This window comes from Salinigranum salinum, assembly GCF_009176545.1.
Lineage (GTDB): Archaea > Halobacteriota > Halobacteria > Halobacteriales > Haloferacaceae > Salinigranum > Salinigranum salinum.
In genome coordinates, this window is record NZ_VTOJ01000002.1 from 196,427 (window position 1) to 213,286 (window position 16,860).

The 16,860-nt window shown below is 67.1% G+C and carries 15 protein-coding genes and 1 tRNA gene; 7 read left to right on the forward strand and 9 right to left on the reverse strand.

Going from position 1 to position 16,860, the window contains the following annotated elements; genetic code table 11:
• Nucleotides 1–66: 66 nt before the first annotated feature.
• Entirely contained in the window at nucleotides 67–2,871 is a 2,805-nt protein-coding gene (locus tag FZP69_RS12610) for a PGF-CTERM sorting domain-containing protein (protein WP_152041768.1), read from the forward strand.
• 453 nt (nucleotides 2,872–3,324) lie between these two features.
• Nucleotides 3,325–4,248 carry an ATP-grasp fold amidoligase family protein gene (locus tag FZP69_RS12615; protein WP_152041769.1) on the forward strand — a complete coding sequence of 308 codons (924 nt, stop codon included), beginning with the start codon at nucleotides 3,325–3,327 and terminating at the stop codon, nucleotides 4,246–4,248.
• A gap of 241 nt (nucleotides 4,249–4,489) precedes the next feature.
• Here FZP69_RS12615 and FZP69_RS12620 read toward each other — a convergent pair.
• A tRNA-Thr gene (locus FZP69_RS12620) sits at nucleotides 4,490–4,563 on the reverse strand.
• Between the two features lie 11 nt (nucleotides 4,564–4,574).
• Complete coding sequence (locus FZP69_RS12625) at nucleotides 4,575–5,063, reverse strand: GNAT family N-acetyltransferase (protein ID WP_152041770.1); 489 nt, start codon at nucleotides 5,061–5,063, stop codon at nucleotides 4,575–4,577.
• A 319-nt stretch (nucleotides 5,064–5,382) separates the two neighbouring features.
• Between FZP69_RS12625 and FZP69_RS12630 the strand changes: the two genes are divergently transcribed.
• The 4 genes from FZP69_RS12630 to FZP69_RS12645 are packed head-to-tail and all read left to right on the forward strand — an operon-like array spanning nucleotide 5,383 to nucleotide 9,272.
• Complete coding sequence (locus FZP69_RS12630) at nucleotides 5,383–6,321, forward strand: branched-chain amino acid ABC transporter permease (RefSeq protein WP_240137749.1); 939 nt, start codon at nucleotides 5,383–5,385, stop codon at nucleotides 6,319–6,321.
• On the forward strand, nucleotides 6,318–7,640 hold the full coding sequence (locus FZP69_RS12635) for a branched-chain amino acid ABC transporter permease (protein ID WP_152041772.1): 1,323 nt from the start codon (nucleotides 6,318–6,320) through the stop codon (nucleotides 7,638–7,640). The genes FZP69_RS12630 and FZP69_RS12635 overlap by 4 nt, the downstream gene beginning before the upstream one ends.
• Nucleotides 7,633–8,499: an ABC transporter ATP-binding protein gene (locus FZP69_RS12640; RefSeq protein WP_152041773.1), complete on the forward strand. Its 867-nt coding sequence runs from the start codon at nucleotides 7,633–7,635 to the stop codon at nucleotides 8,497–8,499. The genes FZP69_RS12635 and FZP69_RS12640 overlap by 8 nt, the downstream gene beginning before the upstream one ends.
• Nucleotides 8,496–9,272, forward strand: a complete 777-nt coding sequence (locus FZP69_RS12645) for an ABC transporter ATP-binding protein (protein ID WP_152041774.1) — start codon at nucleotides 8,496–8,498, stop codon at nucleotides 9,270–9,272. The genes FZP69_RS12640 and FZP69_RS12645 overlap by 4 nt, the downstream gene beginning before the upstream one ends.
• 256 nt (nucleotides 9,273–9,528) lie before the next feature.
• On the opposite strand, the gene FZP69_RS12650 is transcribed toward FZP69_RS12645, so the two are convergent.
• Nucleotides 9,529–10,842 (reverse strand): ABC transporter substrate-binding protein, encoded by a 1,314-nt coding sequence (locus FZP69_RS12650; protein ID WP_152041775.1) that lies wholly within the window; start codon nucleotides 10,840–10,842, stop codon nucleotides 9,529–9,531.
• A 350-nt stretch (nucleotides 10,843–11,192) separates the two neighbouring features.
• Between FZP69_RS12650 and udk the strand changes: the two genes are divergently transcribed.
• Nucleotides 11,193–11,882 (forward strand): uridine kinase, encoded by a 690-nt coding sequence (gene udk, locus FZP69_RS12655; protein WP_152041776.1) that lies wholly within the window; start codon nucleotides 11,193–11,195, stop codon nucleotides 11,880–11,882.
• Nucleotides 11,883–11,886: 4 nt separating this feature from the next.
• On the opposite strand, the gene FZP69_RS12660 is transcribed toward udk, so the two are convergent.
• The 6 genes from FZP69_RS12660 to FZP69_RS12685 all read right to left on the reverse strand — a co-directional run bounded on the left by FZP69_RS12660 (nucleotide 11,887) and on the right by FZP69_RS12685 (nucleotide 16,587).
• Nucleotides 11,887–12,204 carry a DUF5785 family protein gene (locus tag FZP69_RS12660; RefSeq protein WP_152041777.1) on the reverse strand — a complete coding sequence of 106 codons (318 nt, stop codon included), beginning with the start codon at nucleotides 12,202–12,204 and terminating at the stop codon, nucleotides 11,887–11,889.
• Nucleotides 12,205–12,839: 635 nt separating this feature from the next.
• The gene (locus FZP69_RS12665) at nucleotides 12,840–13,370 is read right to left on the reverse strand and encodes a hypothetical protein (protein ID WP_152041778.1); all 531 of its coding nucleotides are present in this window, start codon (nucleotides 13,368–13,370) and stop codon (nucleotides 12,840–12,842) included.
• A gap of 190 nt (nucleotides 13,371–13,560) precedes the next feature.
• Nucleotides 13,561–14,283: a hypothetical protein gene (locus FZP69_RS12670; protein WP_152041779.1), complete on the reverse strand. Its 723-nt coding sequence runs from the start codon at nucleotides 14,281–14,283 to the stop codon at nucleotides 13,561–13,563.
• Between the two features lie 63 nt (nucleotides 14,284–14,346).
• Nucleotides 14,347–14,982, reverse strand: coding sequence for a uracil-DNA glycosylase (locus tag FZP69_RS12675; protein ID WP_152041780.1), 636 nt, complete (start codon nucleotides 14,980–14,982; stop codon nucleotides 14,347–14,349).
• Between the two features lie 311 nt (nucleotides 14,983–15,293).
• Nucleotides 15,294–15,542 (reverse strand): hypothetical protein, encoded by a 249-nt coding sequence (locus FZP69_RS12680; protein WP_152041781.1) that lies wholly within the window; start codon nucleotides 15,540–15,542, stop codon nucleotides 15,294–15,296.
• A 10-nt stretch (nucleotides 15,543–15,552) separates the two neighbouring features.
• Complete coding sequence (locus FZP69_RS12685; RefSeq protein ID WP_152041782.1) at nucleotides 15,553–16,587, reverse strand: Mrp/NBP35 family ATP-binding protein; 1,035 nt, start codon at nucleotides 16,585–16,587, stop codon at nucleotides 15,553–15,555.
• Nucleotides 16,588–16,860 lie beyond the last annotated feature (273 nt).

A 16,860-nucleotide genomic window follows, 5' to 3' on the forward strand; every position in this document is an offset into this window, starting at 1 on the left:
CACCGACCTGGTGTGGTCCCCCCCGGGTCGAAACGGTACGTCGTCGACTGCAGTCCCCGCACAACCATGTCACGAAACAACGATACGATCCGTGCGGTCGTACTCGCGGCGCTGATGGTCCTCTCGGTCTTCGCAGGGACCGTCGCGTTCACGGGTACGGCCGCCGCGGCGCCTGTCGACGGCATCTCCAACGTGTCCTCGACAGACGTCCGCGCAGGACAGGACGAATCGGTTCAGAAGATCACCTTCGACGTCGGCGCCAGCGGCGGCGGCGCGTCGGATACCATCAACATCAACACCACCGGCTCGGGTCTCGACACCGTCACCGACGTGACGGCGAAGTCGTCCGACACCGGTGCCATCGTGGTCGACTCCACCGACGTGGACGGCACGCAAGGTAACGTCACGGTCGACGTCACGGACCAGACGTCCGGTGACGACAACGCGACGGTTTACGTCTACGTGACGCACGACCTGTCGTCCGTGTCGCCAGGCACGAGCCTGACGGCGACGGTCGACACCCCTGACGCCACCAGCGACAGCGATGGCTTCACCGCCATCGACGGCGAGGTCGACCCCGTCGTGCAGGGCCCGAACGGTCGGGTCTTCCTGGGTGACGACAGCGTCGACATCTCGGCGATCGCCGGTATCCCCACGTCGGGCAGCACGACGCTGTTCGGCACGAGCGGGAACGCCGACGGTGGCCAGGCCGACGTCAGTGACGTCGAGAGCGTCGACATCTCCGACGCGAACAACTTCGAGACGGGCGCGTACAACGCCTCGGACTCGGACGGCAACTCCGTGCTCTCGGTCGTCGAACCCAGCGTGACGGATCTCACGATCTACAGCGGCACCACGACCGACACGGACATCACTGACGGGTCGGTCACGTCCGACACCGACAACGTCCTCGTCGAGGGCGAGTGGAACTTCGACAGCGCCGAGCGCGTCGAAGTCACCGTCGAAGACGAGGACGGTCTGGACGTCACCGACCAGCTCACGACCGACGACTCGATCAACAACTCCGGCGGCACGCTCCAGCTCACCGGTGTCGAGGACCTCGACACGGGCGAGTACACGGTGACGCTCGAAGGCGAGGAGGACCTCGACAGTGCCTCCCGCAGCGCGACGTTCACCATCCGCGACGAGGACCAGACGGTCTCGCTGAGCTCGTCGACCGTCACGCAGGGTGACGACGTCGTCGCCACGGTCACGGGCACGCCCGGCCAGTGGGGCGTCGTGAAGATCGACGCCGAGGACATCGACCCCGACGATCCGACGACCGATGCTGCCGAGTCGATCTTCCCCGAAGCCGGTGACCTCGAGTTCGCCGACGGCACCGCCAGCCTCTCGGGTGGCTCCTCGGGCACCATCGACGACGAGTGGGTCTTCGCCGTCGTCGACCTCGGCGACTCTGGCGACGCACAGGTCCGCATCGAGTCCGAGAACCTCTCGGACGGCACGCTCGACGTCGAGTTCAACCAGCTCGACACGACGAGCGAGCCCGCCGCCAACAGCGAGGTCGTCGCGGACGGCCTCAACGAGAGCGCCGACGATTCGGCCGAGCTGACGGTCGAGGAGCGGAGCATCAACATCACGTCCGCCCCGAACGTCGTTCGGGTCGGTGAGGAGTTCACCATCGAGGGCACCGCGCCCGAGTCCGACGACGTGAAGGCGTACGCCCGCATCGACGACGACTGGGAGCCGCTCGAAGACGAGGACGGTGACCTCTCCGAGGACGACGTCGACAGCAACGGCGAGTGGTCGGTGGACATCGACTCGGGCAACGAGCTCGACCTCCCAGACAACTACCGCATCGCGATCGTCGCCGACCCGGTCGAGGACTCGACCGGCACGAACCTCATCGGTGAGAGCACCACGGTCGACTCGGACGACTACGGCGAGTTCGACACGAAGGCCTCGACGTCCGTCCGGACGGTCGCCGGTGACCTGACGGCCGAACTGTCGTCGGAGACGGTCGCCTCCGACGAGGGCGACGAGATCACCGTGTCGGGCACGGCGCTCGGCCAGGGTGACGACGTCCGCATCTACGTCGTCGGCCCGCGCGGTGACCTCTACGACACCGGCGGTGAACTCTCCGACAGCGCCTCGTTCTCGGACGTCGAGTACGAGGTCGAGGACAACGAGTTCTCCGAGGACTTCGACGGCATCTTCGACACGCGTGGTCAGTACACGTTCATCGTGGTCGGCCAGGGCCGTGACGGCCAGTTCGCCGACAACAACGACGACGTCGAGGACAGCGGTGGCATCGTCAGCGACGGCCGGACGCCCCAGCAGGCGATCAGCCTGATCCGTGACGAGCACGCCGGTGCCGGCTCGGACGACCAGGTCGTCGAGCTGACGCTCGCGGCGGAGAACCCGCAGCTGACGATCGACGACTTCACCACGGACGGGCAGGTCGCCCAGGGTGAGGTCACGATCACGGGTAGCTCGAACCGCGAGGACGGGACGACCGTCTTCATCGAGGTGCTCGGCGAGAACGAGAACGTGATCGCGTCGACGGAGACGGAAGTCAACGGTTCGACCAGCTCGTGGGAGACCACCATCGACATGTCGGATGTCGAGACGGGTACCTACACGCTGCGCGCCGATGACGACGCCTCCTCGGCCGAACTCGAGTTCGAGCTCGTAGAGGAGATCAGCACGCCGACGGCAACCCCGACGGAGACCCCGACGGCAACCCCGACGGAGACCCCGACGGCAACCCCGACGGAGACCCCGACGCCCTCGGACGGCACGCCGACCGACACGCCGACGGAGACGACGTCGCAGCAGACGCCCGGCTTCGGTGTGATCGTCGCGCTGGTGGCGCTGCTCGCCGCTGCGCTGCTGGCGTACCGTCGCGACTAACGAACCACGACTGACCGGCGGAACCGGTCACCCGGTGCGGTTTCATTTTTCGGCACGACCTGATCGCGACGAGTGGCAACGCTGGAACGTGATCTGTCCGTGTGACCCGGGGGTGCGTAACTGTTTTACACGACGCGTGATACAATCGAACGGGACCTGGTCCCCGTCTGTCATGGTACCCCGTCTGGGTAACGGGGTCACCTTTTCGTCCCCGCCGGCGGTGTAGACGACGCCGACGCTCCGCCGAGCCGCCTGTGACTTCGTACCCCGACGGTCGTCGGCTGCCGCGCCGTGGATCGAGCCGGTGCAACGGTCCCGGAGGGACGTCCCGTTCGCGTCGAGAGGTGAAACCAGCGCGAAGGTCCCGGAGCCCGAAGAAGTCGACAGCGAGCCGAGACACCTCGTCTCGGGAGTGGTCAGTGTGTTTATGTCGGCGAGAGCCTCAGCGCCGACATGAATAGACTCGCGTCGGCCCGCGAACTGTACGCCGAAGGGGGGTCAAAAACACTGGCGGTCTGGGTGGCCGATTACCTGTTGACGAACCACCCGGTCAGTCCGAAACTGCAGTCGCTGCTCGGCGCGGAGCTCCACCAGCAGCTGTGGGCGTACACGAAGTTGGGGTACTGGCCCGACGTCAGGGAGCCGCGGACGTTCAACGAGAAAGTCCTGCACCGGAAGCTGTTCACCGACGACGATCGCTTCTCGACGCTCGAGGACAAGTGGGCCGCGAGGGAGTACGTGGCCGATCGCGTCGGCCGGGACGTGTTGCCCGAGGTGTACCACTCGACCGACCGCCCGGAGACGATACCCTTCGACTCGCTCCCAGACGGGTACGTCGTCAAACCCACACACCTCTGCGGTGCCATCGAGATCGTCGACGAGGAGGACGATCCCGACGAGACTGCCCTCGTGCGTCAGTGTCGAGAGTGGCTCGACGAGGTACACGGACAGCTGAGAGCCGAGTACTGGTACGACGACATCGAACCACGGATCCTCGTGGAGGAGCGTCTGCACGGTCAGGGGCCTCACGTCCCGCTCGACTACAAACTGTACGTCTTTCACGGGCACGTGGCGTACGTCGGTGTCCACGTCGACCGGTTCGCCGGACAGACGGTGCGGTACTACGACCGCGAGTGGATCCCACAGGAGTTCTCGGTCGCGGTGGAGGTCGGGCCGGAGGTCGACGAGCCCGAACGGTTCGACGAGATGATTTCTGTAGCCGAGGAGCTGGCGAAGGGCCTCGACTTCGTACGGGTCGATCTGTACCACGTGGACGGGGGGCGGATCGTGTTCGGCGAGTTGACCGTCGCACCGGGCTCCGGAACGCTCCGGTTCGTCCCCGAAGAGTACGACCAGGAGTTCGGGTCGTACTGGTGACGCCGAGCCGATCGTGGTCGTCCCCCGCACACGAGCGGAGGAGTATCGATCCGAACTGGAGCGTTGTCTCACCGGGTTCGACCCCGCCGATCGCTCGACAGCGCGCTCACGTCCGTTCGCGCGCAGAAACGAGCCAGGGACGAGATCTCGAACCACGGTCGCTCCGCTCGTGTCACTCGCGTCGCTCTCTGCTTCGAATCCCGCCGAGACAGTCGGTCCTCGCTATCGCTCGGACACGACGAGCCAGGGACGGGATTCGAACCCGTGAAGTCTCGATTACAAGTCGAGTGCATGAACCGCCCATGCTCCCCTGGCGCGTCTCGGAGTTATCCGTCCTCCTTTGAGTGTGTATCGCTTCGGGCCGGCTTCTCCAGTTCCACGCGGTGTGGGCGGTAGCCGTGTCGCTCGTAGAACCGCCGGGCGTCCTCGTTGTCGGCCATCGCCTCGAGCGCGACGACGTCGGCCCCGTCGTCGACGAGAGCGGACTCCGCCGCGGCGAGCAGTGCGTTCCCGACGCCGCGGTCGCGGGCGTCGGGCACGACGAAGAGGTTGTGGACGACGCCACGCGTGACCGTCTGCTCGTAGGAGCCGTGTTCCAGTCCGAACATGACGAAGCCGACGATACCGTCGTCTCGGACGACTCGCACGCCGCCGGTGACGACGTGGCTCGCGAGCGCCTCGCGGGCGGGCGTCCGGTTCGGTTCCGCCGCGAGGTGTGAGCCGTACGCGTGCTGGTCGGACGCGAGCTCGACCCAGAGGTCCACGAGCCGGTCGAGGTCGGCCAGCGTCGCCGACTCGGTGTCCGGAGTAGTCACATCTACACATTCTCCCTTGGATAGTTGGATATTCCGACGGATCTGTCACACGTCGCCGCGAGATGATACACGCGATCTGATACGTTCGGCGGTGTGAGGAAAGGTTTATAAGTGCTTCACCACCGCAGACTGCATAAGGTTAGTTATCATCATGGGCATCGCTGACACCTACTCCCGCGGCCGAGAGATCGCGATCGAGCGTCCCGGGGTGCTCCTGATCGCGCTCGTCGCCGTCGTGCTGGTCGCCGACCTCGTTCGGCAGTTCGGCACCGGCGACGTACAGGTCCACGACATCGGGTCGCTCGTCTGGGACGGCCTGATGCGGGGGCTCGTCATCGGCCTCGCCGGAATCGGGCTGTCGATGACGTACAGCATCCTGAACTTCGCGAACTTCTCGCACGGGGATTACATCACGGCCGGCGCGTTCTCCGGCTGGGCGACCACGTACCTCCTGGCCGGACTCGGTCGCGCCGACATCGGCTCGCTGTTGCTCGTCGGGGCGGGTGGCTCCGTCTTCGGCGGGGCGCTGGGTGTCGGCGTGACCGGGACGCCGCTCGCGGTGCTCGTTGGGCTGGTGGTCGCTGGAGGGTTCACGATTTTCCTGGCGCTCGCGATCGATCGGGTCATCTACCGCCCGATCCGGAACGAGGACGGGATCACGCTCCTCATCACCAGTATCGGGGTCGCGTTCGCCCTGCGGTACACGATGCAGTTCGTCTTCGGCTCCGACGTTCGGGGCACTACCGCCCAGCCGCCACAGATCGGTGCGTTCCTCTGGGACGGCCCGGTGTTCGTCTCGGTGCACGACATCGCGCTCGTCGTCGTCGCCGGCGGCCTGATGCTCGGCGTCCACGTGCTGTTGCAGACGACGAAACTCGGGAAGGCGATGCGGGCGATGGCCGACAACGAGGACCTCGCGCGCATCACGGGCATCCCGACCGAGCGGGTCGTCAGAGCGACGTGGATCATCGGTGGCGGTCTCACCGGTGTCGCCGGCTACATGTTCGTCCTCTGGAAGGGGACGCTCGGGTTCAACGACGGCTGGCTCCTCCTCCTGTTGATCTTCGCCGCGGTGATCCTCGGCGGGATCGGGTCGATCTACGGGGCGATCGCCGGGGGGCTCGTCATCGGCCTCACCGCGTCGCTGTCGGTCATCTGGATCCCGTCGGCGTTCGCGCGCGCGGCGGCGTTCTTCGTCATGATCGTCATCCTTCTCGTCAAACCCGAGGGGATCTTCACCGGGAGGTCGACGGCATGAGCGTCGACGTCGATCGGTTCACGGAGCGCGTCCCCGGCGGCGACGCGGGCCTCATCGTCCTCTTGCTCGCCGTCCTCTACCTGGCGTACATCGCCAGCGGCGTCATCCTGGGTTTCTCGCTGCGCGGACAGCTGAACTCGCTCGCCGTGTTGACGTTCTTCATCGCCGTGTTCGCCATGCTGGCGCTGGCGCTGAACCTCCACTGGGGGTACACGGGGCTGTTCAACATCGGGATCGTCGGCTTCATGGCCGTCGGCATCTACGTCATGGCGCTGTTCTCGAAGCCGATCTACCAGCCGGGGAGCGCCGCGCAGGTCGGCGGGCTCGGGCTCCCGCTGATCGTCGGGATCGTCGCGGGTATGACCGCCGCGGCCCTCCTCGGACTGGTGGTCGCCCTGCCTGCGCTCAGGCTCAGGGCGGACTACCTCGCGATCGTCACGATCGCGATGTCGGAGATCGTCCGGTTCTCGTTCCTCTCGTCGCAGTTCCAGCAGTTCCAGCTGTTCGGACGACGGGTCGGGTTCGGTGGCGGGTCGGGCGTGATCCTCGACTACCAGGACCCCCTCCAGGCGTTCTTCTCCGCGTTCGGCCTCTGGGACGCCTACCTCGGCCTCGTCGACGCCTCGCAGGTGCTCATGCCGAACAACCCGAAGCCGGTCGTCGACGGGCTCGTCTACGGGTCGGTCCTGCTCGTCTTCGTCGGCGGCTACTTCTGGCTGCTGAAGCGGACGGGCGAGTCGCCGTTCGGTCGCGTCCTCAAGGCCATCCGCGAGGACGAGGACGTCGCCAACTCGCTCGGTAAGGACACCAACGGCTTCAAGATCAAGTCGTTCATGCTCGGCTGCGCGCTCATGGGGCTGGCCGGCATCCTGTGGTTCATGGGCCAGGGCGCGGTGACGCCGAACACGTTCCGACCCCGGATCACCTTCTTCATCTGGATCGCGCTCATCATCGGCGGTGCCGGCTCCAACACCGGGAGCATCGTCGGCGGGGCGGTGTTCGCGGCGCTCCTCTACCAGGGGCCGCGCTACCTCAAGAACGTGCTCGAGGAGATCCTCCCGCAGGTCGACGCCCCGGGCTCGTTCGGACCGGCGATCTCGCCGCTCATCTCGGGTGCCGACCCGTTCCCGTTCATCTGGTACACCCTCGACAGCGTGCGGCAGCTCCAGCTCGTCATCATGGGTGTCGTGCTCATCTGGCTGATGCACAACCGTCCGGACGGGCTCCTCGGTCACCGGAAGGAGACGGCGTCGAGCATCGACCTCTCGGCCAGGCGTGGCCGCGCAGTCGCCGCCGACGGTGGTGAGGACGATGAGTGAAGCGACCGAGGGGGGCGGCCAGGGCGCACCCGACGACGTCGCCGTCGACGCCGACGCGCTGTCGGCGACCAGCGACGTCGACCTCTCTCAGGAGTACCCGCTGCAGGTCGACGACCTCCACAAGTCGTTCGGTGGCATCACGGCGGTCGACGGCGCCACGTTCCAGGTCGAACGCGGCTCGCTGACGGGACTCATCGGGCCGAACGGCGCGGGCAAGTCGACGACGTTCAATCTCATCACGGGGATGTACGACCCCGATTCGGGATCGGTGACGTTCAACGGCGAGGACATCACCGGTCTCGAACCCCACGAGGTCGCGAACCGCGGGCTCGTCCGGACGTTCCAGATCGCCCGCGAACTCAAGGAGATGACCGTCCTCGAGAACATGATGCTCGCCCCGAAGGGACAGGTCGGCGAGAGCCTCTGGCGCTCCGTGACACCGGGCGTGCGGGGACGGGTCGTCGAACAGGAGGAGGAGCTCCTCGAACGGGCGTGGGAGACGCTCGAGTTCTTCGAGATCGACCACATCGCCGAGGAGTACGCCGGCAACCTCTCCGGCGGCCAGCGAAAACTGCTGGAGATGGCGCGGGCGCTGCTCACCGATCCCGACATGCTGCTGCTCGACGAGCCGTTCGCGGGCGTCAACCCGTCGCTGGAGAAGCGGCTGCTCGAACACATCCACGAACTCCGCGAGCAGGGGTACACGTTCCTGCTCGTCGAACACGACATGGACCTCATCATGAACAACTGCGAGCACGTCATCGTCCTCCACCAGGGTCGGGTGCTCACCGAGGGGACGCCGGCGGAGATCAAGTCGGACGAGGAAGTCATCGAAGCCTACCTCGGAGGGAACGTATGAGCACGAACGCGGACGCGGACACGCACACCGACGCGAGTACGGGCGCGAGCACGACCCCGGCGGGGAGCGAGCGACTCCTCGAGGTCGAGAACCTCGACGCCGGCTACGGCGACCTCCAGATCCTGACCGACGTCGACATGTTCGTCGACGAGGGCGAGTACGTCACCATCGTCGGTCCCAACGGTGCGGGGAAGTCGACGCTCATGAAGTCGGTGTTCGGGCTCACCGCCCACATGGGCGGGACCGTGACGTTCGCTGGTGAGGACATCACCGGCCTCATGCCCGAACAGATCATCCACGAGGGGATCGGCTACGTCCCACAGAACGACAACACGTTCACCTCGCTGTCGGTGCAGGAGAACCTCGAGATGGGAGCGTACATCCTCGACGAGGTCCCGGAGGACGCCCTCGAGGCGGTGTTCGACCGCTTCCCCATCCTCCGCGAGCGCAAGGACCAGAAGGCAGGAACCATGTCCGGCGGCCAACAGCAGATGCTCGCGATGGGGCGGGCGCTGATGCTCGAACCGGACCTCCTCCTCCTAGACGAACCTTCGGCGGGGCTGGCGCCGGACCTGGTCGCCGACATGTTCGACCGCATCGACGCGATCAACGACGACGGGACGGCGGTGCTGATGGTCGAGCAGAACGCGAAGGAGGCGCTCCGGCGGTGCGACCGCGGCTACGTGCTCGCCAACGGGGAGAACCGCTACGTCGACTCCGGTGACGCCCTCCTGAACGATCCGCAGGTCAGACAGGACTTCCTCGGCGGCTGAACCGTCGCCGCGGGCGGTCGTTGCCGCGACGGCGGGTAGCTTCGAGAGCGGTCGGTTCGGAGACCGTCGCCGAACGCGAACGCTCGTGAGACGCCGGTCGCACGACGGTTCTCGCCACGCCGGAACGGTCTGGATCGACGACTCGTGCGTCGCCACCGGACACCGGACGGCGAACCCGACGACGCACGAACCACATGGGACGGTTGGGTCTCGAGAGCGGCCACTCACCGCCTGAAAAATCGAGAAGTTAAACCGCTCAGCTGTCGGATGCCGACAGCGCCGTCTCGATGACCGACGAGTACGACGACTCGCCGATGTTGAACGCGACCTGCTGGAACACTTCGCCGTCGAAGCTGTCGGCGAACACGTTCGCAAAGCGGTTCGACAGCTGCTGGCCGTAGTCGTTGTTGACGTACAGCGTCGACGCCGTCGAGCCCTCGAGTCGTTCGGCCATCACCTGCGCCATCACGCGCCCCTGCAGGAAGTCCGAGGGGGCCGTCCGGAAGATGAAGTCGTCGTCCTCGAGGTTCGACACCGACAGCGCGGTCGACGAGGGCGAGCAGCCGACGACCTGGTTCGGGATGAACACCTGCTGGGAGACGGGGACGTTCACACCGGACGACGCGGACCCGCAGACGTACGGCACGCCGGCGCTGATGAGCGATTCGGCGGCGGCGACCCCGGCGTCAGGCGAGGTCTGGGTGTCCTCGACCTGCGCGTTCACGGAGAGGCCGGCGGGGTTGGCGTCGTTGACGATCATCGCCGGGAGCTGTGCGGCCTGGATCATCGGCTGTCCCACGGAGGCGAGGTCGCCGGTTTCGGGGAGGAGGATCCCGACCGAGAGTTCGCGGTCGGAGCCGCCGGAGGCGCTCGACGCCGACGGGCCGCTCCCGTCGGGGTTCTCGCCCGAGAACGTCTGCGTCTCCACGGTCGACGTCGACGAGGAGTCCTGCCCCTCGAACTCCCAGATGGCGTACGCGGCGGACGCGGGGTCGCCGTCGCCGTTGAAGTTCGTCGACGACGACGCGCCCTGGTAGTTGATGTCCTCGCCGTTGGCGGCGGCCTCGACGCCCTCGACGAGGTTCTGTGGGCCGATCTCCGTCCCGCCGGGGTTGGCGATGCGACGCATCTGATCCTTGATCGCGGGCCCGCTGTTCTCGCCCGCCGCGGCGTTCGCGAGGATGCCGATCGCGACGGAGTCGAACGACTGCGACGTGAACACGCCCGGTGCCGAGCCGTACTCCTCCTCGAAGAGATCGGTGAACGCCTGCTGGTTCGGCCCGCCCGCGGCCGGTGCGGTGCCGGTGACGTTCCCCATGTCGTTGCCGACCTGCCCCGGCATCGCGCCGTCGCGGAGGCCGTCGGGGACGAGGATCGAGTGACTCCCGTCCGTCTGGCTGTAGTAGTCGCGGAACAGCTGGATGCCCGACTCGGGGTAGCCGATCACGACGAGCCCGTCGGGGCCGCCGCCGCCACCGCCGCCGGGACTGCCGATACAGCCCGCGAGGCCGGCGACACCGGCGACACCCGCGGCCTTGATGAAGCTTCGTCGATTGACACTGCGTACCATGTTCCGTGGATAGACTCACCGGCTTATAAAAGTTCTTGGTTCGTCGGCAGTTGACTGGGGCGCTGTGTGTGATTTCGCCGGGAACAGTCGTGAGAACAACTCGATTCCGTCGTCACCGATCGCGGTCGGCCCCCAAGACGCTCCCGGGACGTCCCCGAGGACCGTTCCGAACTGTGTTCACTGGGACCGACACGAATCCACTCACCGAGGTCGACACGGATCCCGTCGAGGGGGAGCGAAACACCCGCAACTGCCGACCTGCGTCGATAGCGCCTCGGCGAACCGTTTTGCGGACGCGGGGCGCGAACCAACACGTTCAAACGAACGCGAACACCCCTTCGAACCAGCAGATGGGCATTCCGTCGTTCGTCATCGGCATCGCAGGAGGGACCGGAGCCGGCAAGACGACGGTCGCCCGGCTCATCACGGAGAGCGTCGGGGAGTCGATCACGCGCATCCCGATCGACAACTACTATCACGACCTGAGTCACCTCGACTTCGAGGAGCGAAAGAGCCGCAACTACGACCACCCCTCGGCGTTCGAGTGGGACCTCCTCCGCGAGCAGGTGAGCAGCCTGCTGGAGGGACGGGCGGTCGAGATGCCGCAGTACGACTTCTCGGAACACAACCGGAAGCCCGAGCCGAAGGAGGTCGAGCCGACCGACGTCATCATCCTCGAGGGGATCCTCGCGCTCCACGACGACGCGCTCAACGAGATGATGGACCTCCGGCTCTACGTCGAGACGGACGCCGACGTCCGCATCCTGCGGCGGATCCAGCGCGACGTGGTCGAGCGCGAGCGCGATCTCGAGGGCGTCATCGAGCAGTACCTCTCGACGGTGAAACCGATGCACGACCAGTTCATCGAGCCGACGAAACGCAACGCCGACCTCATCATCCCCGAGGGAGCCAACAGCGTCGCCGTGAGCCTCCTCGAGGAGAAGGTTCGCGCCGAGGTGACCGGGGACGCCACCCGGACGTGGGAGCGCACACAAGTCGAGGTCGAACTCGACTCCGAGTTCGACGCACGCGACGGGTAGTCGTTCAGCTCCGTTCGCGGACGAACTCGTCCGCGCCCTCGTAGAACCAGAGGTCGTTCTCGCGCATGGCTCGCCCGAGCGCCCGGTGGAGTTCGACGAAGTCGGCGAACTCCTCCTCGTCGACGCCCTCGAAGACCTCACGGAGGGAGACGACGCGCTCGGAGTCGATGCGGATCGGGTCGTCGCCGTACTCCGCGACGAACTCCGCCGTCGAGAGCGGGAAGTCCTCGCCCTCGTCAATCTTCTTCGCGACGATCGCGTGACCGTACTTGCGTCGGCCCTCGCTACCCTGTTCCCCGTCGGGGTCGTGTGGCCAGTCCATACCCGTTGGTTGGGAGGTCCACTCAAAGCCGTTACGCTGTCGACTGCCCGCCGGGGACGCGTGCGACCGAGAGGGAGAGCCGTGCGCCCGTCGGCACGGCCGTCTGTGTGGCCGAATGATCGCGCAGCACCCGTCGCCACTCGTCGACGGTCGCGTCGTCGTCGGGCGTCTCGACGAGGAGCGCCGCGTGGACCGAGTCGATCTCCGACCAGGGGGACGCCGACTCGATCTCACCTGCGGCGACCGCCCCGTCGACGACGACGCGCTCGACGCGTGGGCTGCCGTCGAGTGGACCGGTGATCGCGTGCGCTGCCGCGCTCAGGTGTCCCGCGAGAAGTTCGAGCGCCGTCCCCTCTCTCGACGGCGTTCGGCCCGAGCGCGTGAGCCGGAAGTCGAAGCGGACCCGATCGGTTCCACCCTCGCGGTCCGGGTCAGCGTCCGTCGCAGTGTCGACGGCGAGGTGGTTGTGGGCTTCAACCCGGTACGTGCCGGTCTGGTGGATCGCGCTGGGGGGCCGAGCGGTCTGGCACGGACGGGTCGTCGGTCACGACGACGCCCCGAGAACGCGTGACGTCCTCCCACGACACGGGACGGTCGTGCGTACGATACTGTCGGCACGGCACTGTCGGCACACGTCAGTCGCTCGCGTCCGCCACGCCGGCCGCCGTGGACGCGACGAGGAGATCCACGCCGACGAGACCGGGGGCGATCGAGAACGGGACGCAGTCGGCGAGGATCCGGTCGCGCCACGCCGCGATCGTCTCTGCCGATTCGGCGGTCCGCGCCTCGACGAGGGCGCGAACACGAGCCGGGGACGTCTCCGCGGCGGAACGCCGGTCGGCTCCGACGCCGGCGGCGGTACCGTCGCGTTCGGCCATCCCCCCGTCCGAGCGGGTCGGCGGTCGTTCGACCTCGACGGTCACCCGGCTGACGTCGATCGTCAGATCGAGTGACTGTGACTGGCGGCAGGCGGCGGCACCGAGATAGCTCGCCAGGATACCGAGCGTCGAGTCGTCGTCGGAGTCGTCGACGACGAAGTCGAACGCGTCGGGCGCGTCCGCCGCAGTGAGTTCGTTCCGCGCCTCGATCCGTCGCAGCACGCGACCGTTCGTCCGGGCGACTGGTTCGGCGTTCGGCGACTGGTCCGGCGTTGTAGGTAGGTCCATCTGAGAGAGTTCCCGACGGTCGACCGGTGCGCGGGTCGCGCTCGAACGTCCGTCGATGATAGCGTATTATTCTCACACGCACTACTTAAAAATAGCTCCCGCCGATCGTTCAATCTGAGGTGTGGGTCAGTTTATCAACAAAGACGAATCTCGAAAGAAACAGTCGGAACGGCCGTCGATCCGGGCCGCCTCAGTCGAGCAGTCCCAGTTCGGCGACGAGCGGAGCCGTCCAGGTCGGGACGACCCGGCTGGCGTCACGTCGCGCCGCGAGGATCGGGAGCACCGTCTCGAGGTCGGCGGCCGTCCGGAGGACGGGTTGCATCGGGAGGAAGTCGACGCCGAGACCGGCCGCGTCGCCACGGGCGGCGAGCGTCGCCACCTCGGGGTCGGCGAACGCGTCGGTGAAGTCGATCGGCTCGGTGAACGACGCGTAGAACACCCGACCCGACGGTGCAGGGCCGAGCACGACCGGTGTCGACCGGAGCTTCATCGCCGCGGAGTCGACGGCTGTTCGCGTCAGGAACGGCGCGGTCCCGCGGACGACCGCCACGGAGTCGACGCCCTCCTCTCGGAGGAGGTGTGTCGCCGTGTTGCCCGCGCGGGCGGCGTACGACGAGCCGACCTGCACCTCGAAGCGGACGTCGTCGAGCGAGTCGAGCGCCTCGGCGGCGAGCGCGCGCACCTCGGCCTCTGCCGTGACCTCCGCTCGCCGGTAGTCGTCGGGCAGCAGCTCCTCGGGACGGTAGTTGACGAGCAGATCGCCGCCCGAACGGTCGACCGCGAGGAACGTGTCCCGGAGCATCGCGGCGTACAGCTCGGCGGCTTCGTCTCCGGTCAGTGGTCCATCGTTCACGAGGTCGGGGAGGACGAGCCCCGCACGGGGCGGGTCGCAGAGGACAGCGACGACGGTCATGTGGTGACACTGCGGCGGGGTGGTCTTGAACGCGCCGCTTCGTGTTCGGTCTCGCCCGCCTCGCTACCGGCTCCGCCGGCCCTTCGTCTGTCGGTAGTCCCGTCCGAACACGCTCTCGCGGACGTGTGCGACGAACGCCTCGGTGTCGGCGTCGGTCTGGCTCTCCAGCGAGTGCATCGGTACGAGCTCGAACCCTCGTCCGCGGATCGTGGTGGCGTGTGCCTCGTCGATGTCGAAGCGCTCGGGGTCGCGCGTGGTGTACTCGACCGCGAGCGTCCGGAGCGCGCGCTCCCCGACGGGAACGATGATGTGAGGGTTGATCATCCTGATCTCGGCGGTGAGAAACGGATCACAGTTCGTCACTTCCGCGTCCGCCGGCGGGCGTTCGGGGTGACGACACCGCGCCAGGTAGGTGAGAAAGACGTTCTGCAGATCGGGCTCGGTCGCGTCGGGCGACGACCGCGAGAATCCCAGGTCGCCGAGGATCCGCTGGAGTCGCTCGCCGGCGGCGTCCCCGGTGAACGGGACGCCCGTCCGGTCCGCGGCCGCGGAGGGCGACTCGCCGACGAACAGGAACTCCGCACCCACGTCGCCGTAACCGTGGACGACCTGCGTGCGCGTCTCGGGCAGCGCGTCGCAGTTCGTACACTGCTCGTCCATGTTGAACGGGTTGGAGAGGCGGTCTTGATGTGCGTCCACAGTCGTCCCTGGGTGGCGAACGGCAAAACCTCCGGGGGTACGCGCCGAACCGCGTCACATTCGGTCCGAGGAGCGACGGCGCGGTCGATACATCCGTGACCGATTCGATCACCCCCGTCGGTCGGTTCACCGACCCGGTGGGCCGGACGTGCGAACTGAAAGTGAACGTGGTCGATTCCCGGTCCAGCGCCACACGGACAGGTGTGAGTCGGAAGAACGGCTCCGTTCTCCGAGCGAAAGTGGTCGGTGCAAACGGGCACGCTGCTCCGGCAGCGGCGGACGGTCCGCCGCGCCGTCGCGCCATTGCGCCGTCAGCGGTCGAGGCCGCCCCGATCTTTCACCTGGAGGATGAACCGGAGGGTCCGGTAGATCTCCGACGGTGTCGTCTCCTCGTCGGCGTCGTAGAGGTCGCTGACGCGGTAGAGGACGGCTGCGAGTTGCTGGCTCTCCGAGGAGTCTCCACGGAGGTCGTCGGCGACCTCGCGGAGGATCCGAACCCGGTCGGGGTCGGGATCGAAGCGCGTGTCGGTCGACTCGTCGTCTCTCGTCGGCACGGTCACGTCTCCGTCGTCACGACTCCGAGACGCGCCGGCGGTGGACGACGCCGACGTTGTTGGCGACGTTCTCGGTCATCACCCGGAGCGCGTCGGCAGTCTCGTTTTCCTCTTCGAGCACCATCGGCTTCCCCGTGTCGCCGCCGGTCCTGACGGCGGGGTCGAGCGGGATCGACCCCAGGAACGGCAGGTCGTTCGCGTCGGCGAACGCGCGGCCGCCACCGGAGCCGAAGATGTCGTGGAAGCTCCCGCAGTCGGGACACCGGAAGCCCGCCATGTTCTCGACGATGCCGAGGACGTTGGTGTCGTGTTTGCCGAACATCCGCAGGCCCTTGCGAGCGTCGTCGAGCGCCACCTCCTGCGGCGTGGTGACGATGACGGCACCCGTCAGCGGGAGGGTCTGGAGGATCGTGAGCTGGGTGTCGCCCGTCCCCGGCGGGAGGTCGAGCACCATGTAGTCCAGCGCGCCCCACTCGACGTCCTCGACCAACTGGGTCAGGACCTTGTGGACCATCGGCCCGCGCCAGATGACGGGGTCGTCCTCGCCGACGAGGAAGGCCATACTCATCAGCTTCATCCCGAACTTCTCGGGCGGGACGATCGTCTCCTGCGCCGTGGCCTGCGGGTGTTCGTCGGCGTCGACCATCCGGGGGACGTTCGGGCCGTACACGTCGGCGTCGAACAGACCCACGCGGGCGCCCAGCTTCGAGAGCCCGGCGGCGAGGTTGACGGCGATGGTCGACTTGCCCACGCCGCCCTTGCCGGAGGCGACCGCGACGACGTTCTTCACGCCGGGGAGGACCTCGTCCTCGGAGCTCGCGGGGAGTTTGGCCGTGAGTTCGACCTCCAGCCCGGTGTCGGCGAAGGCCTCCCGTACCCGTCGGGCGATCGCCGACTCCTGGGGAGAGTACGGTGCGCCGAGCGCGAGCGACACCCGAACCAGGTCGCCGTCGACCTCGACCGCGTTGACCAGGCCGAGCGAGACGACGTCGTCGCCGAGGGCGGGATCGTCGACGTCCCGGAGGAGATCGCGTACGTCCGCTTCGTTCATGTCTCGCACTCCGCGCGTCCGGTGAATAAGGGTTGTGAAGGGGTGACGACGGGTCGTGAGGCGGTGACGACCGTCGCCCGGGCGCACCCATCGGTACTGTTCGAGATCGTCGGCCGTCCACCCCGCTCGGGCCGTCGTTTCACCCATCGAGGCCGACGGTACCGACGCCGGCGTTATGTCGAAAATGATATTACGTTTGGTGACGTTCGACCGCAAAACGTAACTAGAATTAGTTACGACCGGGGCGAAGTGACCCGTCAAGTTAAGACTCCG